This window comes from Chryseobacterium vaccae (assembly GCF_009602705.1).
Lineage (GTDB): Bacteria > Bacteroidota > Bacteroidia > Flavobacteriales > Weeksellaceae > Chryseobacterium > Chryseobacterium vaccae.
The window spans coordinates 943,205-959,651 of record NZ_VSWH01000001.1; the positions used below are offsets into that span (position 1 = coordinate 943,205).

General features: G+C 35.7%; 16 protein-coding genes and 1 riboswitch. Of the genes, 13 read left to right on the plus strand and 3 right to left on the minus strand.

Features of this window, described 5'->3' with window-relative positions; all coding sequences use genetic code 11:
* Positions 1 to 3: 3 nt before the first annotated feature.
* The 5 genes from FW768_RS04330 to FW768_RS04350 all read left to right on the plus strand — a co-directional run bounded on the left by FW768_RS04330 (position 4) and on the right by FW768_RS04350 (position 3,299).
* Positions 4 to 348 carry a hypothetical protein gene (locus FW768_RS04330; RefSeq protein WP_153392867.1) on the plus strand — a complete coding sequence of 115 codons (345 nt, stop codon included), beginning with the start codon at positions 4 to 6 and terminating at the stop codon, positions 346 to 348.
* A gap of 17 nt (positions 349 to 365) precedes the next feature.
* The gene (locus FW768_RS04335; protein WP_153392870.1) at positions 366 to 1,283 is read left to right on the plus strand and encodes a TIGR01777 family oxidoreductase; all 918 of its coding nucleotides are present in this window, start codon (positions 366 to 368) and stop codon (positions 1,281 to 1,283) included.
* A 27-nt stretch (positions 1,284 to 1,310) separates the two neighbouring features.
* Positions 1,311 to 1,892, plus strand: coding sequence for a GDP-mannose pyrophosphatase NudK (gene nudK / locus FW768_RS04340; RefSeq protein WP_153392873.1), 582 nt, complete (start codon positions 1,311 to 1,313; stop codon positions 1,890 to 1,892).
* A gap of 240 nt (positions 1,893 to 2,132) precedes the next feature.
* Complete coding sequence (locus FW768_RS04345; protein WP_153392876.1) at positions 2,133 to 2,591, plus strand: DUF2750 domain-containing protein; 459 nt, start codon at positions 2,133 to 2,135, stop codon at positions 2,589 to 2,591.
* A gap of 18 nt (positions 2,592 to 2,609) precedes the next feature.
* The gene (locus FW768_RS04350; RefSeq protein ID WP_153392879.1) at positions 2,610 to 3,299 is read left to right on the plus strand and encodes a DUF2306 domain-containing protein; all 690 of its coding nucleotides are present in this window, start codon (positions 2,610 to 2,612) and stop codon (positions 3,297 to 3,299) included.
* A gap of 223 nt (positions 3,300 to 3,522) precedes the next feature.
* Here the strand turns inward: FW768_RS04350 and FW768_RS04355 are convergent, their stop codons facing one another.
* Positions 3,523 to 5,982: an SEL1-like repeat protein gene (locus FW768_RS04355; protein ID WP_153392882.1), complete on the minus strand. Its 2,460-nt coding sequence runs from the start codon at positions 5,980 to 5,982 to the stop codon at positions 3,523 to 3,525.
* Between the two features lie 270 nt (positions 5,983 to 6,252).
* On the opposite strand from FW768_RS04355, the gene FW768_RS04360 reads away from it, so the two are divergent.
* From FW768_RS04360 to FW768_RS04370, 3 genes are all read left to right on the plus strand, one after another.
* Positions 6,253 to 7,017, plus strand: a complete 765-nt coding sequence (locus FW768_RS04360) for a hypothetical protein (protein ID WP_153392885.1) — start codon at positions 6,253 to 6,255, stop codon at positions 7,015 to 7,017.
* Positions 7,018 to 7,193: 176 nt separating this feature from the next.
* Positions 7,194 to 8,087, plus strand: a complete 894-nt coding sequence (locus tag FW768_RS04365; protein WP_185151934.1) for a retropepsin-like aspartic protease — start codon at positions 7,194 to 7,196, stop codon at positions 8,085 to 8,087.
* 198 nt (positions 8,088 to 8,285) lie between these two features.
* Positions 8,286 to 8,945, plus strand: coding sequence for a hypothetical protein (locus FW768_RS04370; RefSeq protein ID WP_153392891.1), 660 nt, complete (start codon positions 8,286 to 8,288; stop codon positions 8,943 to 8,945).
* A gap of 18 nt (positions 8,946 to 8,963) precedes the next feature.
* Here the strand turns inward: FW768_RS04370 and FW768_RS04375 are convergent, their stop codons facing one another.
* Positions 8,964 to 9,425 carry an Lrp/AsnC family transcriptional regulator gene (locus FW768_RS04375; protein WP_153392894.1) on the minus strand — a complete coding sequence of 154 codons (462 nt, stop codon included), beginning with the start codon at positions 9,423 to 9,425 and terminating at the stop codon, positions 8,964 to 8,966.
* A 155-nt stretch (positions 9,426 to 9,580) separates the two neighbouring features.
* Positions 9,581 to 9,766, plus strand: a riboswitch (cobalamin riboswitch).
* Positions 9,767 to 9,945: 179 nt separating this feature from the next.
* Here FW768_RS04375 and metE point away from each other — a divergent pair.
* The 4 genes from metE (at position 9,946) to FW768_RS04395 (ending at position 14,915) form a co-directional block, all read left to right on the plus strand.
* On the plus strand, positions 9,946 to 12,285 hold the full coding sequence (gene metE / locus FW768_RS04380) for a 5-methyltetrahydropteroyltriglutamate--homocysteine S-methyltransferase (protein ID WP_153392897.1): 2,340 nt from the start codon (positions 9,946 to 9,948) through the stop codon (positions 12,283 to 12,285).
* Between the two features lie 243 nt (positions 12,286 to 12,528).
* Positions 12,529 to 13,542 (plus strand): HNH endonuclease, encoded by a 1,014-nt coding sequence (locus FW768_RS04385; protein ID WP_153392900.1) that lies wholly within the window; start codon positions 12,529 to 12,531, stop codon positions 13,540 to 13,542.
* A 222-nt stretch (positions 13,543 to 13,764) separates the two neighbouring features.
* Complete coding sequence (locus tag FW768_RS04390; RefSeq protein WP_153392903.1) at positions 13,765 to 14,211, plus strand: KTSC domain-containing protein; 447 nt, start codon at positions 13,765 to 13,767, stop codon at positions 14,209 to 14,211.
* Positions 14,212 to 14,408: 197 nt separating this feature from the next.
* A complete protein-coding gene (locus FW768_RS04395) occupies positions 14,409 to 14,915 on the plus strand; it encodes an Abi-alpha family protein (RefSeq protein ID WP_153392906.1) in 507 nt (168 codons plus the stop codon).
* 46 nt (positions 14,916 to 14,961) lie between these two features.
* Here FW768_RS04395 and FW768_RS04400 read toward each other — a convergent pair whose 3' ends face one another.
* Entirely contained in the window at positions 14,962 to 16,047 is a 1,086-nt protein-coding gene (locus tag FW768_RS04400; protein ID WP_153391442.1) for an IS481 family transposase, read from the minus strand.
* Between the two features lie 55 nt (positions 16,048 to 16,102).
* Between FW768_RS04400 and FW768_RS23965 the strand changes: the two genes are divergently transcribed.
* A complete protein-coding gene (locus FW768_RS23965; RefSeq protein ID WP_153392909.1) occupies positions 16,103 to 16,414 on the plus strand; it encodes an Abi-alpha family protein in 312 nt (103 codons plus the stop codon).
* Positions 16,415 to 16,447: the final 33 nt, after the last annotated feature.

The window sequence follows — 16,447 nt, forward strand, 5'->3', positions numbered from 1 at the left end:
ACGATGAACTGTCTGGAATGCGGCGAAAAAATTATCGGAAGGACGGATAAAAAGTTCTGCAACGACTCCTGCCGGAATGCCTACAATAATAAGCAGAACAAAGATTCTAACAATTTGATGCGGAATGTGAATAACAAACTCCGTAAGAACTATCGCATTCTCGTAGAAATCAATACAGAAGGAAAAGCAAAAGTGGCAAAATCCAAATTAGACAATTTAGGCTTCGACTTCGATTATTTTACGAATCTGAAGATCTATAAAAATGGCGCTGAATACCGGTTTATTTATGATTACGGTTATAAATTCCTGGAAGATGATTTTATCCTCATCGTAAAGAATAAAAACTAACCCCCTATTCTATAATTATGAAAGAAATTGTTCTGATCACAGGTGCTGGCGGCATGGTTGCACAGGAACTGTCTAAAAAGATAGGAAAAGAATTTGAAGTAAGGTTTTTAACCAGAAAAAAGAAACATGAACATGAATTTAAATGGGATATCCGGAAAAGAATGATTGATGGGGCTGCTTTGGATGGAGTTTCCCACATTATCCACCTCGCAGGAGCCAATATTTCTGAAAAACGCTGGACCAAAGAGAGAAAAGAAGAGTTGATTTCCAGCCGTGTAGATTCTGCGGAGCTTCTTCTGAAAACGATAAGAGATAAAAAAATGAAACTTAAATCTTTTATTTCGGCTTCAGGAATTAATTTTTACGGTACGGAAACTACGGAAAACATTTATACGGAAGATGATATGCCGGGGAATGATTTCCTGAGTGAAGTTGTTGTTCTTTGGGAAAGAGCTGCGGATAACTTTAGGGAACAGATTCTTGCAGAAAGAGTGATAAAAATAAGAACAGCCGTTGTACTCTCGGAAAAAGACGGAGCCTTGAAAAAAATGGTTCCAACAATAAAATATGGTATCGGATCTGCTTTAGGCAGCGGAAAGCAATATATGCCCTGGATTCATATTGATGATCTATGCTCAATCTATGAAACAGCATTGAAAAATTCAGAAATAAACGGAGCTTATAATGCCGTTGCTCCAGAACATACCACTAATGAAAATTTAACAAAAGAAATTGCCGGAGTTCTTAAAAAACCTTTATTCATGCCCAATGTTCCGTCATTTGTTTTAAAGCTGATGTTCGGTGAACTGGCAGACGCACTTCTGAAAGGTTCAAGAGCTTCATCCCAAAAAATACAGAGTACAGGATTCAGGTTCAGATTTCCTGATCTGAAAAAGGCTTTGGAAGATTTATTAATTCAAAACAATACTCAATAAAATAGTATATAAACTACTTACCATTACATGCACACTCCCAACGTAGATATTATTCAAACAGAAATTCTTTCTGACAACTGGTATACTTTAAAAAAAGTAACATATTCTATTTCTAAAAAAGACGATTCAACCGAGACCCAAAGCAGAGAAGCTTATGACCGGGGAAACGGAGCGGTTATCTTACTTTATCATAAAACTTTAAAATCGGTTATTTTAACCCGACAGTTCAGGCTCCCTACTTTCATCAACGGAAATCAGGATGGGATGCTTATTGAAGCCTGTGCCGGACTTCTGGATAATGATCATCCCGAAGAATGTATCAAAAGAGAAACGGAAGAGGAAACCGGATATAAAATTTCCAATGCCGAAAAAATATTTGAAGCATATATGTCTCCCGGTTCTGTTACTGAAATCCTGCATTTTTTTATCGCTGAATATTCCCAGGATATGAAAATTGCAGACGGAGGCGGACTGGAAGAGGAAGGTGAACACATTGAAGTGTTGGAACTTCCATTTGACAAAGCTCTTAAAATGATTGATGAAGGAGAGATTAAAGATGCGAAAACAATTATGCTGCTGCAGTATCTTAGAATTAAGGGAATCTTATAATCTGTAATTAACCTCTGTTCGGGATAAGAATATCTGATAGATGCAGGTTTGAAGCTGGATAATGGAAGAGAGAAGTTATGAAAATCAATAATAGCAAATGTTGATCTGCTTTTATTTAATTTCATTTTCACATAGCTTTCAATATATAACTGAAATTAACTTCCTGCTTCCTGCCTTTTACATTTAAACTCCTTAACACCAATTCACATTAACTAATACAATACTGAAATTTATAAACATATGCTACAAGACCATATTACGGTAGAAAACCGCCATAAAGATTTTATTACAAAAGTCTGCGAAACTGAAATTATTTATGCTTTAAAGGATGAAACAGGTTTTGCAGTCTCCTACTCCAACGAACTGGAATATGAAGACGGTGAACCTGTACAGATCATCTGCTTCTGGTCTGATCAGGCAAGGGCAAAATCCTGTATTGAAAAGGAATGGGATCACTATAAAGTATCAGAGATTTTTCTGAATGATTTTATCGAAAACTGGTGCCTGGGAATGAATCGGGACGGAATTGTTGCAGGAACTAATTTTGACAATCATCTGTTCGGATATGAGGCTGAACCTCTGGAACTGATCCTTGATCTTATTGAAGAACTTAAGAAAACAGGAAAATCCATCAAATTCAAAAAGTTCGAGAGCATTGAGGATCTGGAAACTCAGGTTAAGGAAGTTTTAGAAGATTAGAATTACGGGGTAAAACAGATGGCAAAGTCTATTGGAATAAAGATCGTTAATGCACTGGCTGTACTTTCTGTGATGATATTCAGTATCGTCATGCTGCAGACTATCTTCCAATATACCGGCCTGGAAAAGAATGTGGGCTTTCTTCAGTTTAAGCAGCAGGTGGTTAACAATCCGTATTGGATGGCTTTTTTCTATATTCATATTTTTTCGATAACCTTGTGTCTGTTGGCTGGTTTAACGCAGTTTTCGAGCCTGTTTTTACAGGAAAATAAAAAGCTGCACAGGATTATTGGCAAGATTTACATTTATAATATCCTGCTCATTAATGTACCAGCCTGTTTCGTATTGGGGCTTTTTTCGAATGGAGGATTAACAGGAATTACCGGATTTTTGCTTCAGGATATACTTTGGGCTTATTTTACCACGACTGCTGTTCTTTCCATTAAAAAAGGAAACATTACAGGACATAGAAATGCTATGATCCTGAGCTATGCCGTGACCGTTACTGCCATTACCTTCAGAATTATTAAAAATCTCTTCTACCATGAAGAGCTTCATGACTATGAATTGTTTTATGGAATGAATGTGTGGCTGTCACTCATCATTAATCTTTCAATTGCCTTTTTCATCATTAAAAGAAACCGGCGGATATCAGCGTCCGAGATTCAGATTGTAGAAAAAAATAAATCCGGCCACAAGCAGCACTAAAGCGAATGAACCGATAAAGATCAATGTATCCCAAATCGTTTCATATCTGCTGTTCCTTGTCCAGCGATTGAAAAAACGCATCATCAGATAAGCAATTCCGCCAAATATCAGGACAATAAAGATTAGAAATAAATATAGTGTCACGTTTAAATGAATTTATATCAAAACTATTATTTTAAAATTGAAAAGCCAATACCTGAACAATAAATAATTTTTTCAGGCTCTATATGTCCATATCATTTTCTTCCCCATACTTTTTCCACTGCTTATATTTTTCAGGGTCTGCAAAATTTGGATCTTCTTTGTAATAATAAAGCAATCTTTCCAGGGCATAGAAATAACTCATGTATTCCAGGGCGTCTTCATAATATCTGAGGGCTTTTTTAACATTCTGTTTTACTCCAAATCCATGATCATAGAGGATTCCGTAATAAATATGGGAGTAAGTACCGTCGTAATCCTGCCTCAGATAGCGCTGTAAATTTGCATAATCCCTTTTCTGATAATAAATCTCGGAAATATTTTCTCTGTTGAAACAGTATTTCTTTTCTGCTTTTTTATAATAATCAAGAGCCAGATCATAGTTCTGATCCACTTGTTTTCCATAGAAATAAAGGTCTCCCAGATTGCCGAGTGCCGTACCGTTACCCAAATCTGCTGCTTTTCCGTAACATTCCAGTGCTTTCCGAATATCCTGGGGGTATCCGATTCCGTTCTGATAATGATATCCCAGGTTATTCCAGGCGTAAGATTGATTCTGTTTTGCTGCTTTTTCGTATAAAGAAAGTCCTTTCTGAAGATCGTAAAACTCGGGATAGTCTCCGTTGGTCAGGATAAATGCAAGGTCTGTCTGCATAGAGGCATCTCCACGCTCTGCTCCCATCGTGTAAAGCCGAACAGCTTCTCTGATATTGCCTTCTTTTTCCATTTCAGCAGCTTTAGATTTCAGGGTTTCATTATTAAAATGGTTTTCATATCCCGGGCCGGTTTTTTCGGTCCATTTTTTATAAAAGTCAAGGAAATACTTCTGGTCTTTTCCGCGAAGGTTATATCTTTTTTCATACAAAGACCCCATTTCAGAATCTGATACCTTTTGAAGTTTTCTGTCTGTATTCAATATCAACATTTCAGATCCCCTGAAAAGACATAAAAGCTGCGTATCATAGTTTATCCCTTCACAGATATAATCATAGGTCGGACTTAAAATTTCTGTCTTCCGGTCATAATAAAACATTCCATTCTGAAGGATAATCCTGCATATTTCCGGTCTGCAAGAATCTATCTTTTGATGTTCTTTAGAAAACGGAACAAGCCAGCGGTCTTTCGAAGCTTCGTAAAGTCCGGTTCCTTCTGAAGTTGAAACAATAAACACATTCTTCATCTCCTGAATATGTGAATCGATCTGGATATTTTCAATTTCGAATCCATTTAGTCTGAACAGCGAACTAATATGATCATAAATCTGCCATTTTTTATCTTTCCTATAGGCAGATACTGTATAGCCATCCAGGGTAATCAGCTTATCAATTCCTTCATCCAGAAGGCTTCCGTCTGGTTGGATAATGCTGATCTTATGTTGAAATTTATTAGGATTTACCCAGTAATATCCGTTAGCCATCTGAGAAAGAGTATCTTCAGGATATTCTCCCATATAAGTTCCTTCCAGATTATAATAAGCCCTCTTTGAAGTTCCAGGAAGTTTTCTGAAAACAAGGCCCTGGTAATCAAAATCAAACGGGGTTTCGAAATCTCCAGCAACAATTTCTTTATTCAGGTGATTAATCAATCTGAAATATTCTCCCTTTTTAGCAATGAACAAACCTCTTCGGTTCAGCAGTTCCAGATCATCAAATATATTCGGAACAGACCATTCTCCCGCGTCTATATCCATAACGCCCCACAGGTCATTATCCTGAAACAATCCATAATTTTTCCCATCTGTAGAAAATGCTTCCAAAACATCCTGATAAAGACATCTTACAAGCAAAGTACCATCATCTTTAAGATAGCCGAACTTACCATCTTTCTGAACAACAGCAATTCCTTCATCATTAAAAGCATAAACTTCGTCATACACTGCAGGAATACGTACATTACCTTTCCGGTCTTTAAATCCCCACAAGCCGTTTTCTTCAAAAGTTTCGTAGGTATCTTTGTAAGCCTCATCATTCCAGTACCCAAGTCCGTAGTTAATCCAGTCTGTCTCCAGAATTTCCAGAAATGAATTGTATCCGGATCTTTTCAGTAACTCTTTTTCCAAAACCCGAAGATCCATTTTCTGTACTGCTTTATTATAGATGATATACTTATCTTTTATTTCTTCAACCCAGTCTTTGGCCTGATCAGAATGCCTGTCTTCACTCATATTGAAAACGTCCCAGGCGTCCATTTTAAAAGTATCATAAGGAAGCGCCTCCAGGAATTCAAACATTTTATTTACTGGTTCATAATACACCTTTTTATAATTCAGCTGATAATGGTCCGCCAGCAGCTGATAAAAGGTCCGCAGTTTTGAAATACCTTCCTGTCTGTCAAAATATAGCAGTTTTCCTTTTGATCTGGGATTTCCAAAAAACAGGGGGAGCAGCAGTACCGGAATCTCGTAGTTCCATTCTCCTAAATAATAAGGATACTGCTCATTATTCTTTGCTTCAACATTATATACGTAAATACGGTGCGCCATAATAAATTGTGTGTATGTTTCCATTAAAAACCAGGTCCTGAGAACAGCTTAATTCCTGATTCATTAATATTTTGCTTTCTGATTATATTCTTAATTTTGTTCTTTCTGAAAACAGAACTTTCATCAAGTTTCATGCAAAATAATAAAAGGAAATGAAAAACAGGCTGCGACCTGCATTAAATCACAAGAATTTAATCGTTAAAAAGAGCATTACATTTTTCTTTTTTGAATTTAAAACCTTAATTTTGAGGGCGTAATTTCTCTATCTGTATGAAAAAAATAGTAACCGGGCTTTCGCTGATGATGTCTTTTGCAATTTGGGGACAGAAAGCTTCCGGTAAAACTCAAAATCTGGTACAGTATGTTTACCAGACTTTCGGCTGTGACAATAAAGGATATTTTAATCCGGCAAAATATAAAAAGAGTGAGATCGACGATACGTATAAGCTTTTGTACAAGTTCAGCGGTCTTTATTTTGACAGTCCTATGGTATTCAAACTTTCCGGTCTTGAAGACATCCGGAAAAATAAAAACACTTATCTTCAAAAACTGGAACAGCAGTACCAGGAAAAGAAAAAAGAACTGTACACTCTTAAAGTGATTAATCTTCCGGTATGGAAAAATCTTCACCAGCAAGCAATGCAGACTTTTGAAAATGAATACCAGCTTACCAAAGAAGACATTACCGCCTTTTCTGATCCTTCCTCGCTGAAAAACAGTAAATTTTACAATACCTGCAGAGAACAGATTGATGCAATAGCCGCACCTGACAAGGAAAAGATGTATGCTACATGGAAGAATTATGCAGAAGCAAGCAGCAAAAGAAATTCCAATCCACAAGCGGTTATGGCAAACTTTAATGCGAAGTTCAATGATCCGCAAAAAGATGATTATGCATTAATTGACCTGATCAGTATTTCATTTCATAATTGCGCCAATAACAGCTTCAGGCCGGCTGTAGATGAAGAAGGAACCATCTATAAAACTTTTGATAAGATATTTACGAAACTGAAGATGGATTGTGAGGAACCATAGCCTTTGGTTTAGAAAATTTTAAATAACAGAGACAGTACCTGATCGGGTGCTGTTTTTTTATTAACATCCGAAAAATAACAATGAATGTTAATAACACGGTTAAGGAAAGGTTAATGGTAAGTTCTTCTTTTGCAAAGGTGATAATTACCTCTATTTTCGCCGGTAAACAGAACGTTATGAAATTCTTTTATCTTTTTTTAGCAGCATTGATCAGTATTGGAATAACAGCACAAAATAGCCCGGTTATTATCCCGTTTTCATTGGAAGATCATTCAATCTATATCTATTGTAAAGTCAACAAAACCGACAATATAAAGTTTTTATTGGATACCGGTGCCAACGGTTCTGTTATCAATATGCAAGCAAAGAAAAAACCAGATCTTATCATTGATGGTAAATCTGTCAATCAGGGTTCTAATGGAACAAACTCTGTTGAACACAGCAGTCATAACACTGTACAATTGGGAGATATGGAAAAAAAGGATGTTCTGTTCACTCTGATCCCTTATGAAACTGATCATTTTGATGGCGTTTTCGGCACAGACCTGATGAAAGGAAAGATTATTGAAATCGATTACCATAAAAAGGAGATCCAGTTTCACGACGAAAACAGCACAACCATTGATTTTACGGGATATGAAAAAATGAAACTTCACATGGTGAATGATTATCCGGCTGTAGAAAGCAGTTTCACAGTCAACGGCAAAGAATATTCTGGATTATTTGGTCTTGACAGCGGTGCAGATGATGCGCTGACCATTGCTTCCCCTTTTGCCAGGAAAAATGCTTTGGCAAACATCATGAAAACAATAGGAAAAGCAACCGCTCAAGGCTCGGACGGTTCCGTATATGAAATGCCCGTTGTACTCTGCCCTTCCCTGAAATTTGCCCAAAAGTTTCTTTATAATATTCCGGTTACTCTTTCAAGCTCTAAAGAAGGTATTGATGCCACAGAGAAAATGGCCGGCTTTTTCGGAAATAAATTCCTGAAGAAATTCAATACGATTATTGACTTTAAAAGACAGCTCATTTATTTTAAGATTAATAAACATCTGTATGAGTCTTTTTAAATCATAAAAAACGACTTAAATTTTCTTTGAAACATTAAGAGCCTTTAAGTGTTAAGATTCATTAAGGAAAAAATTAAAGATTTTTAATAAGCAGATCTTAATTCGAAAATCCATCCTAATTATACTGAAGATTTTAAGTACCCTTAACGATTGTTCTTTCTGAACATTTGGCTTAAATTTGTTAAAAACGAAACCTGTATGAACACTGTAAAGAGAATTTCTCCTGTTTTATCAGCCTTCTTACTGCTCTATTTTTTATACCAGCTGAAAGATATGCCGGGAGGGGGTTTGTTTTCGGGAATATTTGTTTCTGTCGTTATACTGGTTATGGTTATAGGGCTGATTTTGTTTCTGTCCTTTATATTGAGCCTTATATTCCGCAAAACTAAATTTATATCAATTGTTTTTTTAACATCAATTCCTGTTTTAATAGTTTCATGTTATAAACTATATTCCCCAACCTTAAAAATTATTGTTCCCAAAGGATATTCCGGAGAAATCAATCTTGTGCTTTCAAAACTCAGTAAAAATGAATTAACAGTTGACTCTAACGGAATCGGGTATATTACCCAATGGACTTTTGATAAAACCTATACCCGTCCGGAAGTTTATGATACAGAAGGTAAAAATCTGGACAACCGTCTTATCAGCTATGATAAAAACAAGTTCTGGGGACAATCCTTCGGTGGAGGAAATACCATTAAAAGCCTGAGCTTTGAGATCAATAAAGATTCAACAGAATTGCCGCTACGGAGTTTTAAAGTTTCTGATTGGCTGCGAAAAGTCGATATGAATAAAGTTTATCTTGAACATCCGGAGCAACCTGTAGAAAATATTCTGGAAGTCAGGAGCAAATAATATTGTCCTTTATAATATTTATATGGAAACCCCATGGGTATTTTTTACCTCCGCCATTACAAAAGTACTGTGTGTGCTTCCGATAGAATCTACCGATCCCAATGTATTGAAGACAAAATCCTGATAATGTTTCATATCCCTTACCTGAACTTTCAGCAGGAAATCGAAATCGCCGGAGATATTGTAACATTCCGCTACTTCTTCAATATTAAGGATGTCTTTTACAAACTTATTTCCGACAGCTCTGTCATGAATTTTCAGCTTAATCTGGCAGAAAACCGTAAAACCCCTGTTCAGCTTTTCAGCTTCCAGAACAGCTGCATAATGCTTGATATAACCTTCCTGTTCTAATCTTTTGACCCGTTCAAAAACAGGTGACGGAGACAGGTTAATTTCTTTTGCCAGCTCTTTAACGGTCAGTTTTGCATTCTTTTGCAGGATTCTCAGCAACTGAAGATCCTTTTCATCAAGTCTTTCCACAGGATAATATTCTTTTTACGGTCATTTTTTTCAAAAATACAGAATATTCAGCTTTATAATAAGATCAATTCAAAATATTATTCTAAATTTTCAAAATACAGCCAATCAATTATCTTAATTCTATATCTTTATCCCCTATTTTGTTCTTTATAATACTTCATCAAAACGGAAGAGGTTTTACGTAGCGTAGATTAATAGGGAATCGTGTGAAAATCACGAGCTGTCGCGCAACTGTAAGCAGCATACCAAAGGTTTCTGTCCCAGCATATCCACTGCCAAAAGCGGGAAGGATGACAGATGCCGCTGCAAGCCAGGAGACCTGCCTGTTCCGGATTGACAATGCTTCCGCGGTCTGAAGCTTTGGGTCATACAGATGATACTTTGAACGTATTCTACCGTTAACAGGAAAATTACGTCCTTTTTGTATCTCTGCGTTTCCTTTATTTTCTTTCCGCGGCGGCATAGCGAAGCATTCAAAAGAGCTTTTAAACCATTGTTTAATTTAAAAGTTTGAAAGAAAATGCAAACACACCTACTTGGCTGCCCGCGTATTGGCAGCAACAGAGAACTCAAAAAAGCCTGTGAACAATATTGGGCAGGTAAAACATCATTGCAACAATTGCTGGAAACCGGGGAAACCATCAGCCAAGCCAACTGGACAATCCAGCAGGAAGCAGGCATCGATCTTATTCCGTGTAATGATTTTTCGTATTATGATCAGATATTGGATATGACGCTTACCGTTGGAGCCATTCCGGAACGTTATCAGGCTATTGCTTCTGAAGAATCTTACTCAGAGCTTGATCTTTACTTTGCTATGGCCAGAGGCTATCAGAAAAACGGTCTGGACATCACTGCCATGGAAATGACCAAATGGTTTGACACCAATTATCATTATATCGTTCCTGAATTCAGGAAAAACCAGAATTTCAGATTATTTTCCGATAAAATCATCAAAGAATTTATCCGTGCCAAACAATCCGGGATTAATGCGAAACCTGTCATTATCGGATTGGTTACTTACCTGCTTTTGGGTAAAGAAAAAGAAGAAGATTTCGACAAATTGGATCTGGCTCAAAATCTTTTGCCTGTTTATATTGAAATTTTAAAAGAGCTAGAACACCACGGTGCAGAATACATTCAGTTTGATGAACCGTTCCTCGGTTTGGATTTAAATGAAAAAGCAAAAGAAACGTATCACTATATTTATGGTGAAATCAGAAAACAGTTTCCGGATCTTAAACTGATCATTGCCTCTTATTTTGAAGGATTAAAAGACAATCTTTCTCTGGCTTCTTCCCTTCCGACAGATGTTTTGCATATTGATTTAGTGCGCTGTCCTGAGCAGTTGGATGACGTTTTACAGGCAATTCCTACCACATTAAGCCTTTCTCTTGGAGTTGTGGACGGAAGAAATATCTGGAAAAACGATTTTGAAAGATCGCTTCACTGGATTAAAAAAGCGGTCAGTGAAATCGGATCAGAACGGGTCTTTATTGCGCCTTCCTGTTCGCTCCTCCATGTTCCTTTCGATCTTGACTCGGAAACTAATGAAGAAGTTTTGTCTCCTGAAATTAAACAATGGATGGCTTTTGCCAAACAAAAGATTGGAGAAATCGCTGTTTTGAAAAAGCTAGCTTCAGAAAATCCGGATTATCATACTTTGCAGGTATTAGCTGAAAACAGGAAAGCACTGGAAAACCGTAAAGTATCAACGCTTATTCATCATCAGGAAGTTAAAGACCGCATTTCCGTAACCACTGAAGCAGATGCACAGAGAAATAATCCGTTCAACATCAGAAAAGAAGTCCAACAGAAAGTCCTTCAACTTCCATTGTTCCCAACAACAACCATTGGCTCGTTTCCTCAGACCAAAGAAGTAAGAAGCTGGAGAGCGAAATTCAAAAAAGGGGAACTCACTGCCGGACATTACGATGAACTACTGAAAAAAGAAACGGAAAGAACAATCCGCTGGCAGGAAAAGACAGGAATTGATGTACTCGTTCACGGAGAATTTGAGCGGAATGATATGGTGGAATATTTCGGAGAACAGCTTTCCGGATTTGCCTTCACTCAAAACGGTTGGGTACAAAGCTACGGAAGCCGGTGTGTAAAACCGCCTGTTATTTATGGAGATGTCCACCGACTTCATCCTATGACCGTTTATTGGTCACAATATGCCCAATCATTAACTACGAAATGGGTAAAAGGAATGCTGACAGGTCCTGTAACCATCCTTCAATGGTCTTTTGTACGGGATGATCAGCCCCGTTCTCTTACCTGCAAACAAATTGCTCTGGCTATCCGTGATGAGGTAACCGATCTGGAGAAAGCAGGCATCAGGGTTATCCAAATTGATGAACCCGCCATTCGTGAAGGTCTTCCGTTGAGGAAATCCGACTGGCAAAGTTACCTGAAATGGGCAGTAGAAGCCTTTAGAATTTCTGCCAGCGGCGTGGAAGATGCTACTCAGATTCATACGCATATGTGCTATTCTGAATTTAATGACATTATCCAGAATATTGCGGATATGGATGCCGATGTAATCACCATAGAATGTTCCAGAAGCCAGATGGAACTGCTGCATGCCTTTGCTGATTTCAAATATCCGAATGAGATCGGTCCAGGAGTTTATGATATTCATTCTCCAAGAGTTCCGTCCAAAGAAGAAATGGTAGAATTGTTGAATAAGGCACAAGCCGTAATTCCGGCACAGCAGCTTTGGGTAAACCCTGACTGTGGTCTGAAAACAAGACACTGGGATGAAACGGAAAAGGCTCTGATTGCCATGGTGGGGGCTGCAAAGGAAGCGAGTGCGGAGTATGTGGCAAGGGAGAAACTAGGGAATCATTGGTTTTAGGTTTTGGCTAAAGCCGAAGGATTTTTTGTTTTTTTGGGAGCGGGCTAAAGCCCGCTCCTATTGAATAAAGTGGGCCTTTATATTGGTTTATCTCGGAATATTATTGATATGTCAGATTATCAGGAGAATTATTCATTTTAGATAAAATAGAGACCGAACTCTTGTTTTCAATTGATTGGGGTTTAAAAAATTCATCTTGTTTGTAAATAAATAAAAAATTATTAGTTTCGTTTTAAAAATCTAATGACTAATTATTTTAATCAAATCTGTGAATTCAGGCAAAATAATCCTATTGTAAAAAGCCAAACCATAAAGACCGACAATCCTATTTTAAATAATGTAAAAAAAGCTCTTAATAATTTTAAACTTGAATTAGAAGAAAAATATCAAAATTTTGAGGGTACAAATTTAACAATAGAGGTATCTCAAGGTGCAGCAAACTTCCCCCATGTAACCCATGTGTGTATTCTTCCTCCCAACCAAAAAGTATCAGATGGAATATATGTAGCGATTTGTTTCGATAAATTTGGAAAAGGCGCTGTAGTAGGTTGCGCAGAATCAAAAACTAATCCTAAAGGTTTAAACATAACTATAAGAAAATCAAAAAGTCTTTCTCCTAAAATTGATGTCGACGGTGGTAGTGATAGAACTAAATATAACAATGTATTTGAAAATCCTAAGGAATTTTATTATGAATTAAAAGACGACGATGCCTTACTTAGTCATATCAATAAGTCTTTAAGCTTATGTCTTTATAATTTAGGGTTAATAAAAGCCTCTGATTATCTACAAACTAACGATTATCTAACTTCATTTATTAACGAGAAAGAAATTGAACCATTCAATTTTAATAACATAGAAGATGACAGAAAAAGAATGGCTGTTCAAATTTATGCTAGAAGAGGACAAAGAAAATTCAGAGAAAAACTTCTTGAGATTTATAATCAAAAATGTGCAATCACTCAATGTGAAATTGTTGAAATGTTAGAAGCGGCTCATATCTATTCTTTTAAAGGAACAGAAACGAATAAGGTTCCTAATGGTATCTTGCTACGATCTGATATTCATACATTGTTTGATTTAGGATTAATTAGTATAAATCCTGAAAATTATACGATTCAAGTGAGTAATAAAATTCTCCATGACAAATATTATGCTAAGTTACATCAAACTAAAATTATTTTACCAGGAAAAAAGGAATATTATCCCAATATAGATTCACTAAAGAATCATTTTGAAAATATTTTTGAAAAATAAACAATAAGATATACACCGGCATAGAATGGCACTATAAAAGACTCATCATGACTCATAGAAAATAATCTGCTATCTCCATACACGTTAAAATAGTATTATATACTCCTATTGTCTGCATATAAATTTTCAGTTTCTGATTATTAAATAAATTAATACTGAATAAGTTATGATTTTTACAATTTAAAAGCTTAATTTTGCACCCCGAAATAAGGACCATACATTATGAAAAAACTGGGCGAGCACAGAAAGCTTTTAGGAGTTGATAAAACCGTTACTTTAAAGGAGTTAAAAACTATTTACAGAAATACGATGAAGGATACTCATCCTGATAAATTTATCAATGATGAAGCCGGAAAATTAGAAGCAGAGGAAAAAAGCAAATCGGTGATTGAAGCCTATCATTTTCTGGTGAGCATCAATCCTGAAACGCAGGAAAAATACAAAGAAGAATATACGGAGACCATCACAAAGTCCAATATTCAGGATTTCTTTCTTGAAAAATCGGTTCTGACAGTACAGCATTTGAACGGAAATATGTATGAATACATTGGTGTTCCGAGAAATACCTACATTAAAATGGTTAATTCTGATTCTCCAAGCCGTTTTGCAAGAAGACATATTTATGGAAGTTTTATCTACAGAAAGTCCGGTGAGGCTATGGCAGATTAATTTCTATTATAAAAATAAAAAAGCTTCCAGTTTTACTGGAAGCTTTTTTTGTTTAGTTTGTACTATAAAAATTTAGCTTATACTCCTAACAATTTATAATAAATAAGATAATTAAAAGTGATTTCTAACTCAGAAGAACTATTAAATAGTTCTTTTTTTCAACAATAAATTTAATATCTTTATTAAAAAAAATTAAGATGGATGAAAAAAATACTTTAGGTTTTATAAAAGACACTCAACAATTACTTACAACAATTTATGGAGATTTAGCTCAACCAGCAGTAAAAAAAGTAGGAATAGCACTAGAAAGTGTATTGGAATTCTCAACTAGTATATTTCTTCCTTTGAAATTTCAAAATGAAAAATGGAAATTAAATTTTGAAAAAAGATTATTAGATTATAAAGAAAAACTAAATCAAATACCAGAAGAAGATATAATTGAAGTTAATCCACAAATAGGAGTTCCTATAATTGAGAAACTTAGTTACACAACAAATGATAACATAGCTGAGATGTTTTTAAATTTATTAATAAAAGGAAGCTCTATTAAAACTGCAAATATTGCTCATCCTAGTTTTATAAGTATAATTGAAAGAATTTCTTCAGACGAAGCAAAAATTATTAATTACTTAAAACATAAAGACTATATCCCGTATATTAGTTATAAACTATATCAAAATGGCTCTAGTTCCTATAATATGTAATAGCCACGACTTTATCTGACAGTTAGGGGTTAAAAATAATTGTCAGTTATCCAATATTATCCTTACTTCCAAAAGTAAGGATTTTTTGTTCCTCTGCAAGAGTTTCCAATAATTTCTCTTTTGCAATAGTTTTACTATCTAGAAACGTCTGCATCGGTGTTTTACCGTAACAATGTTTTCCTGTATGCGTTCTTTCATTGTTGTAATACGACAACCAGCTGTTCAGGTCTAATTGCAGTTCTTCAATACTTCTGTAAATTTTCTTTCTGAAAGCTATGGCATAAAACTCGTCCTGTATCGTCCTGTGAAAACGTTCACAAATACCATTGGTCTGAGGGCTTTTAGCCTTGGTCTTCGTATGATCGATATCTTCAATGGCCAAATAGAGCTGGTATTCATGCTGTTCTCTTATTCCACAGTATTCCGTTCCTCGGTCTGTTAAAATTCTGAGTAAACGAAGTTCCTGCTGCTCAAAGAAAGGGACTACCTGATCATTAAGCATGTCAGCAGCAATAAGAGCATTTTTACGGTCATATAGCTTTGCAAATACTACCTTTGAATATGTATCAATAAAAGTTTGTTGATAAATATGTCCAACTCCTTTGATATTGCCTACGTAATAAGTGTCTTGAGCTCCTAAATATCCAGGATGATGAGTTTCAATTTCTCCATGAGCTTTTTTCTCTTCCTTAGCCCTTTCTAGTGCTGAAAGTTGAGATTCAGTAAGGACTACACCATCTTGAGCAGATTTGGCTTCTAGGGCTTTCAATCTTAGTTTAAACGTATGTAGATCGTGTCTTAACCAAATACTTCTGACTCCACCTGGTGATACAATGAAACCTTTCTTTTTAAGTTCATTACTTACTCTAAGCTGCCCCAAAGCAGGGTTTTCAATAGCTATATCAACAACAGCTTTTTCAATGACTTCATCTACACGATTCTTTAATACTGGCTTTCTTCTGGAGATTTCCTGTAATGCTAATTCACCTCCTTGCTCATACAATTCTTTAAATCTATAAAAACTGTCTCGGGAATAGCCCATCACCTTACAGGCTTTGGATACGTTTCCTAAATGTTGTGCTAATTCAAGTACGCCTAACTTGTTTTTGATAATCTTTTGTTGTGTTGTCATAATACTTAATCTGTTTTAAAGTTATTTAATTTGATTATAACTGTCAGATTAAGTATTGACTAATTCATATAATATAATCTTAACCAAAGCCACTTTACTTCCATTTGAATTAGAGTTACTTTTTCCCCAAAATGTTTCTATGTATTTGGATAACTTAACAAGTCTTGGAATTTTGTATTATGACGAATCAAAATATAAAAATGATCCTAAAGCTTATGAAAAACTTCTTGAAAAGTATCAATATGAAGAATCTCACAATAGTCTCAAATTAGTTTTGGAAGGATTTAACAATCTCGAAATTATTAAATCTTTTTATGAATTAACTGATTATGGTAAATCTTTTATACAGTCTTGCGTAACTAGCTAGTTTTATTTAACAAATCAAAAAAGCGCCCCAGAT

Excerpts from the sequence above, each read along its gene's own strand:
- FW768_RS04330 (WP_153392867.1), top strand. The coding sequence starts at position 4 with ATGAACTGTCTGGAATGCGGCGAAAAAATTATCGGAAGGACGGATAAA.
- FW768_RS04335 (WP_153392870.1), top strand. The coding sequence starts at position 366 with ATGAAAGAAATTGTTCTGATCACAGGTGCTGGCGGCATGGTTGCACAG.
- nudK (WP_153392873.1), top strand. The coding sequence starts at position 1,311 with ATGCACACTCCCAACGTAGATATTATTCAAACAGAAATTCTTTCTGAC.
- FW768_RS04345 (WP_153392876.1), top strand. The coding sequence starts at position 2,133 with ATGCTACAAGACCATATTACGGTAGAAAACCGCCATAAAGATTTTATT.
- FW768_RS04350 (WP_153392879.1), top strand. The coding sequence starts at position 2,610 with ATGGCAAAGTCTATTGGAATAAAGATCGTTAATGCACTGGCTGTACTT.
- FW768_RS04355 (WP_153392882.1), bottom strand. The coding sequence starts at position 5,982 with ATGGCGCACCGTATTTACGTATATAATGTTGAAGCAAAGAATAATGAG.
- FW768_RS04360 (WP_153392885.1), top strand. The coding sequence starts at position 6,253 with ATGAAAAAAATAGTAACCGGGCTTTCGCTGATGATGTCTTTTGCAATT.
- FW768_RS04365 (WP_185151934.1), top strand. The coding sequence starts at position 7,194 with ATGAAATTCTTTTATCTTTTTTTAGCAGCATTGATCAGTATTGGAATA.
- FW768_RS04370 (WP_153392891.1), top strand. The coding sequence starts at position 8,286 with ATGAACACTGTAAAGAGAATTTCTCCTGTTTTATCAGCCTTCTTACTG.
- metE (WP_153392897.1), top strand. The coding sequence starts at position 9,946 with ATGCAAACACACCTACTTGGCTGCCCGCGTATTGGCAGCAACAGAGAA.
- FW768_RS04385 (WP_153392900.1), top strand. The coding sequence starts at position 12,529 with ATGACTAATTATTTTAATCAAATCTGTGAATTCAGGCAAAATAATCCT.
- FW768_RS04390 (WP_153392903.1), top strand. The coding sequence starts at position 13,765 with ATGAAAAAACTGGGCGAGCACAGAAAGCTTTTAGGAGTTGATAAAACC.
- FW768_RS04395 (WP_153392906.1), top strand. The coding sequence starts at position 14,409 with ATGGATGAAAAAAATACTTTAGGTTTTATAAAAGACACTCAACAATTA.
- FW768_RS04400 (WP_153391442.1), bottom strand. The coding sequence starts at position 16,047 with ATGACAACACAACAAAAGATTATCAAAAACAAGTTAGGCGTACTTGAA.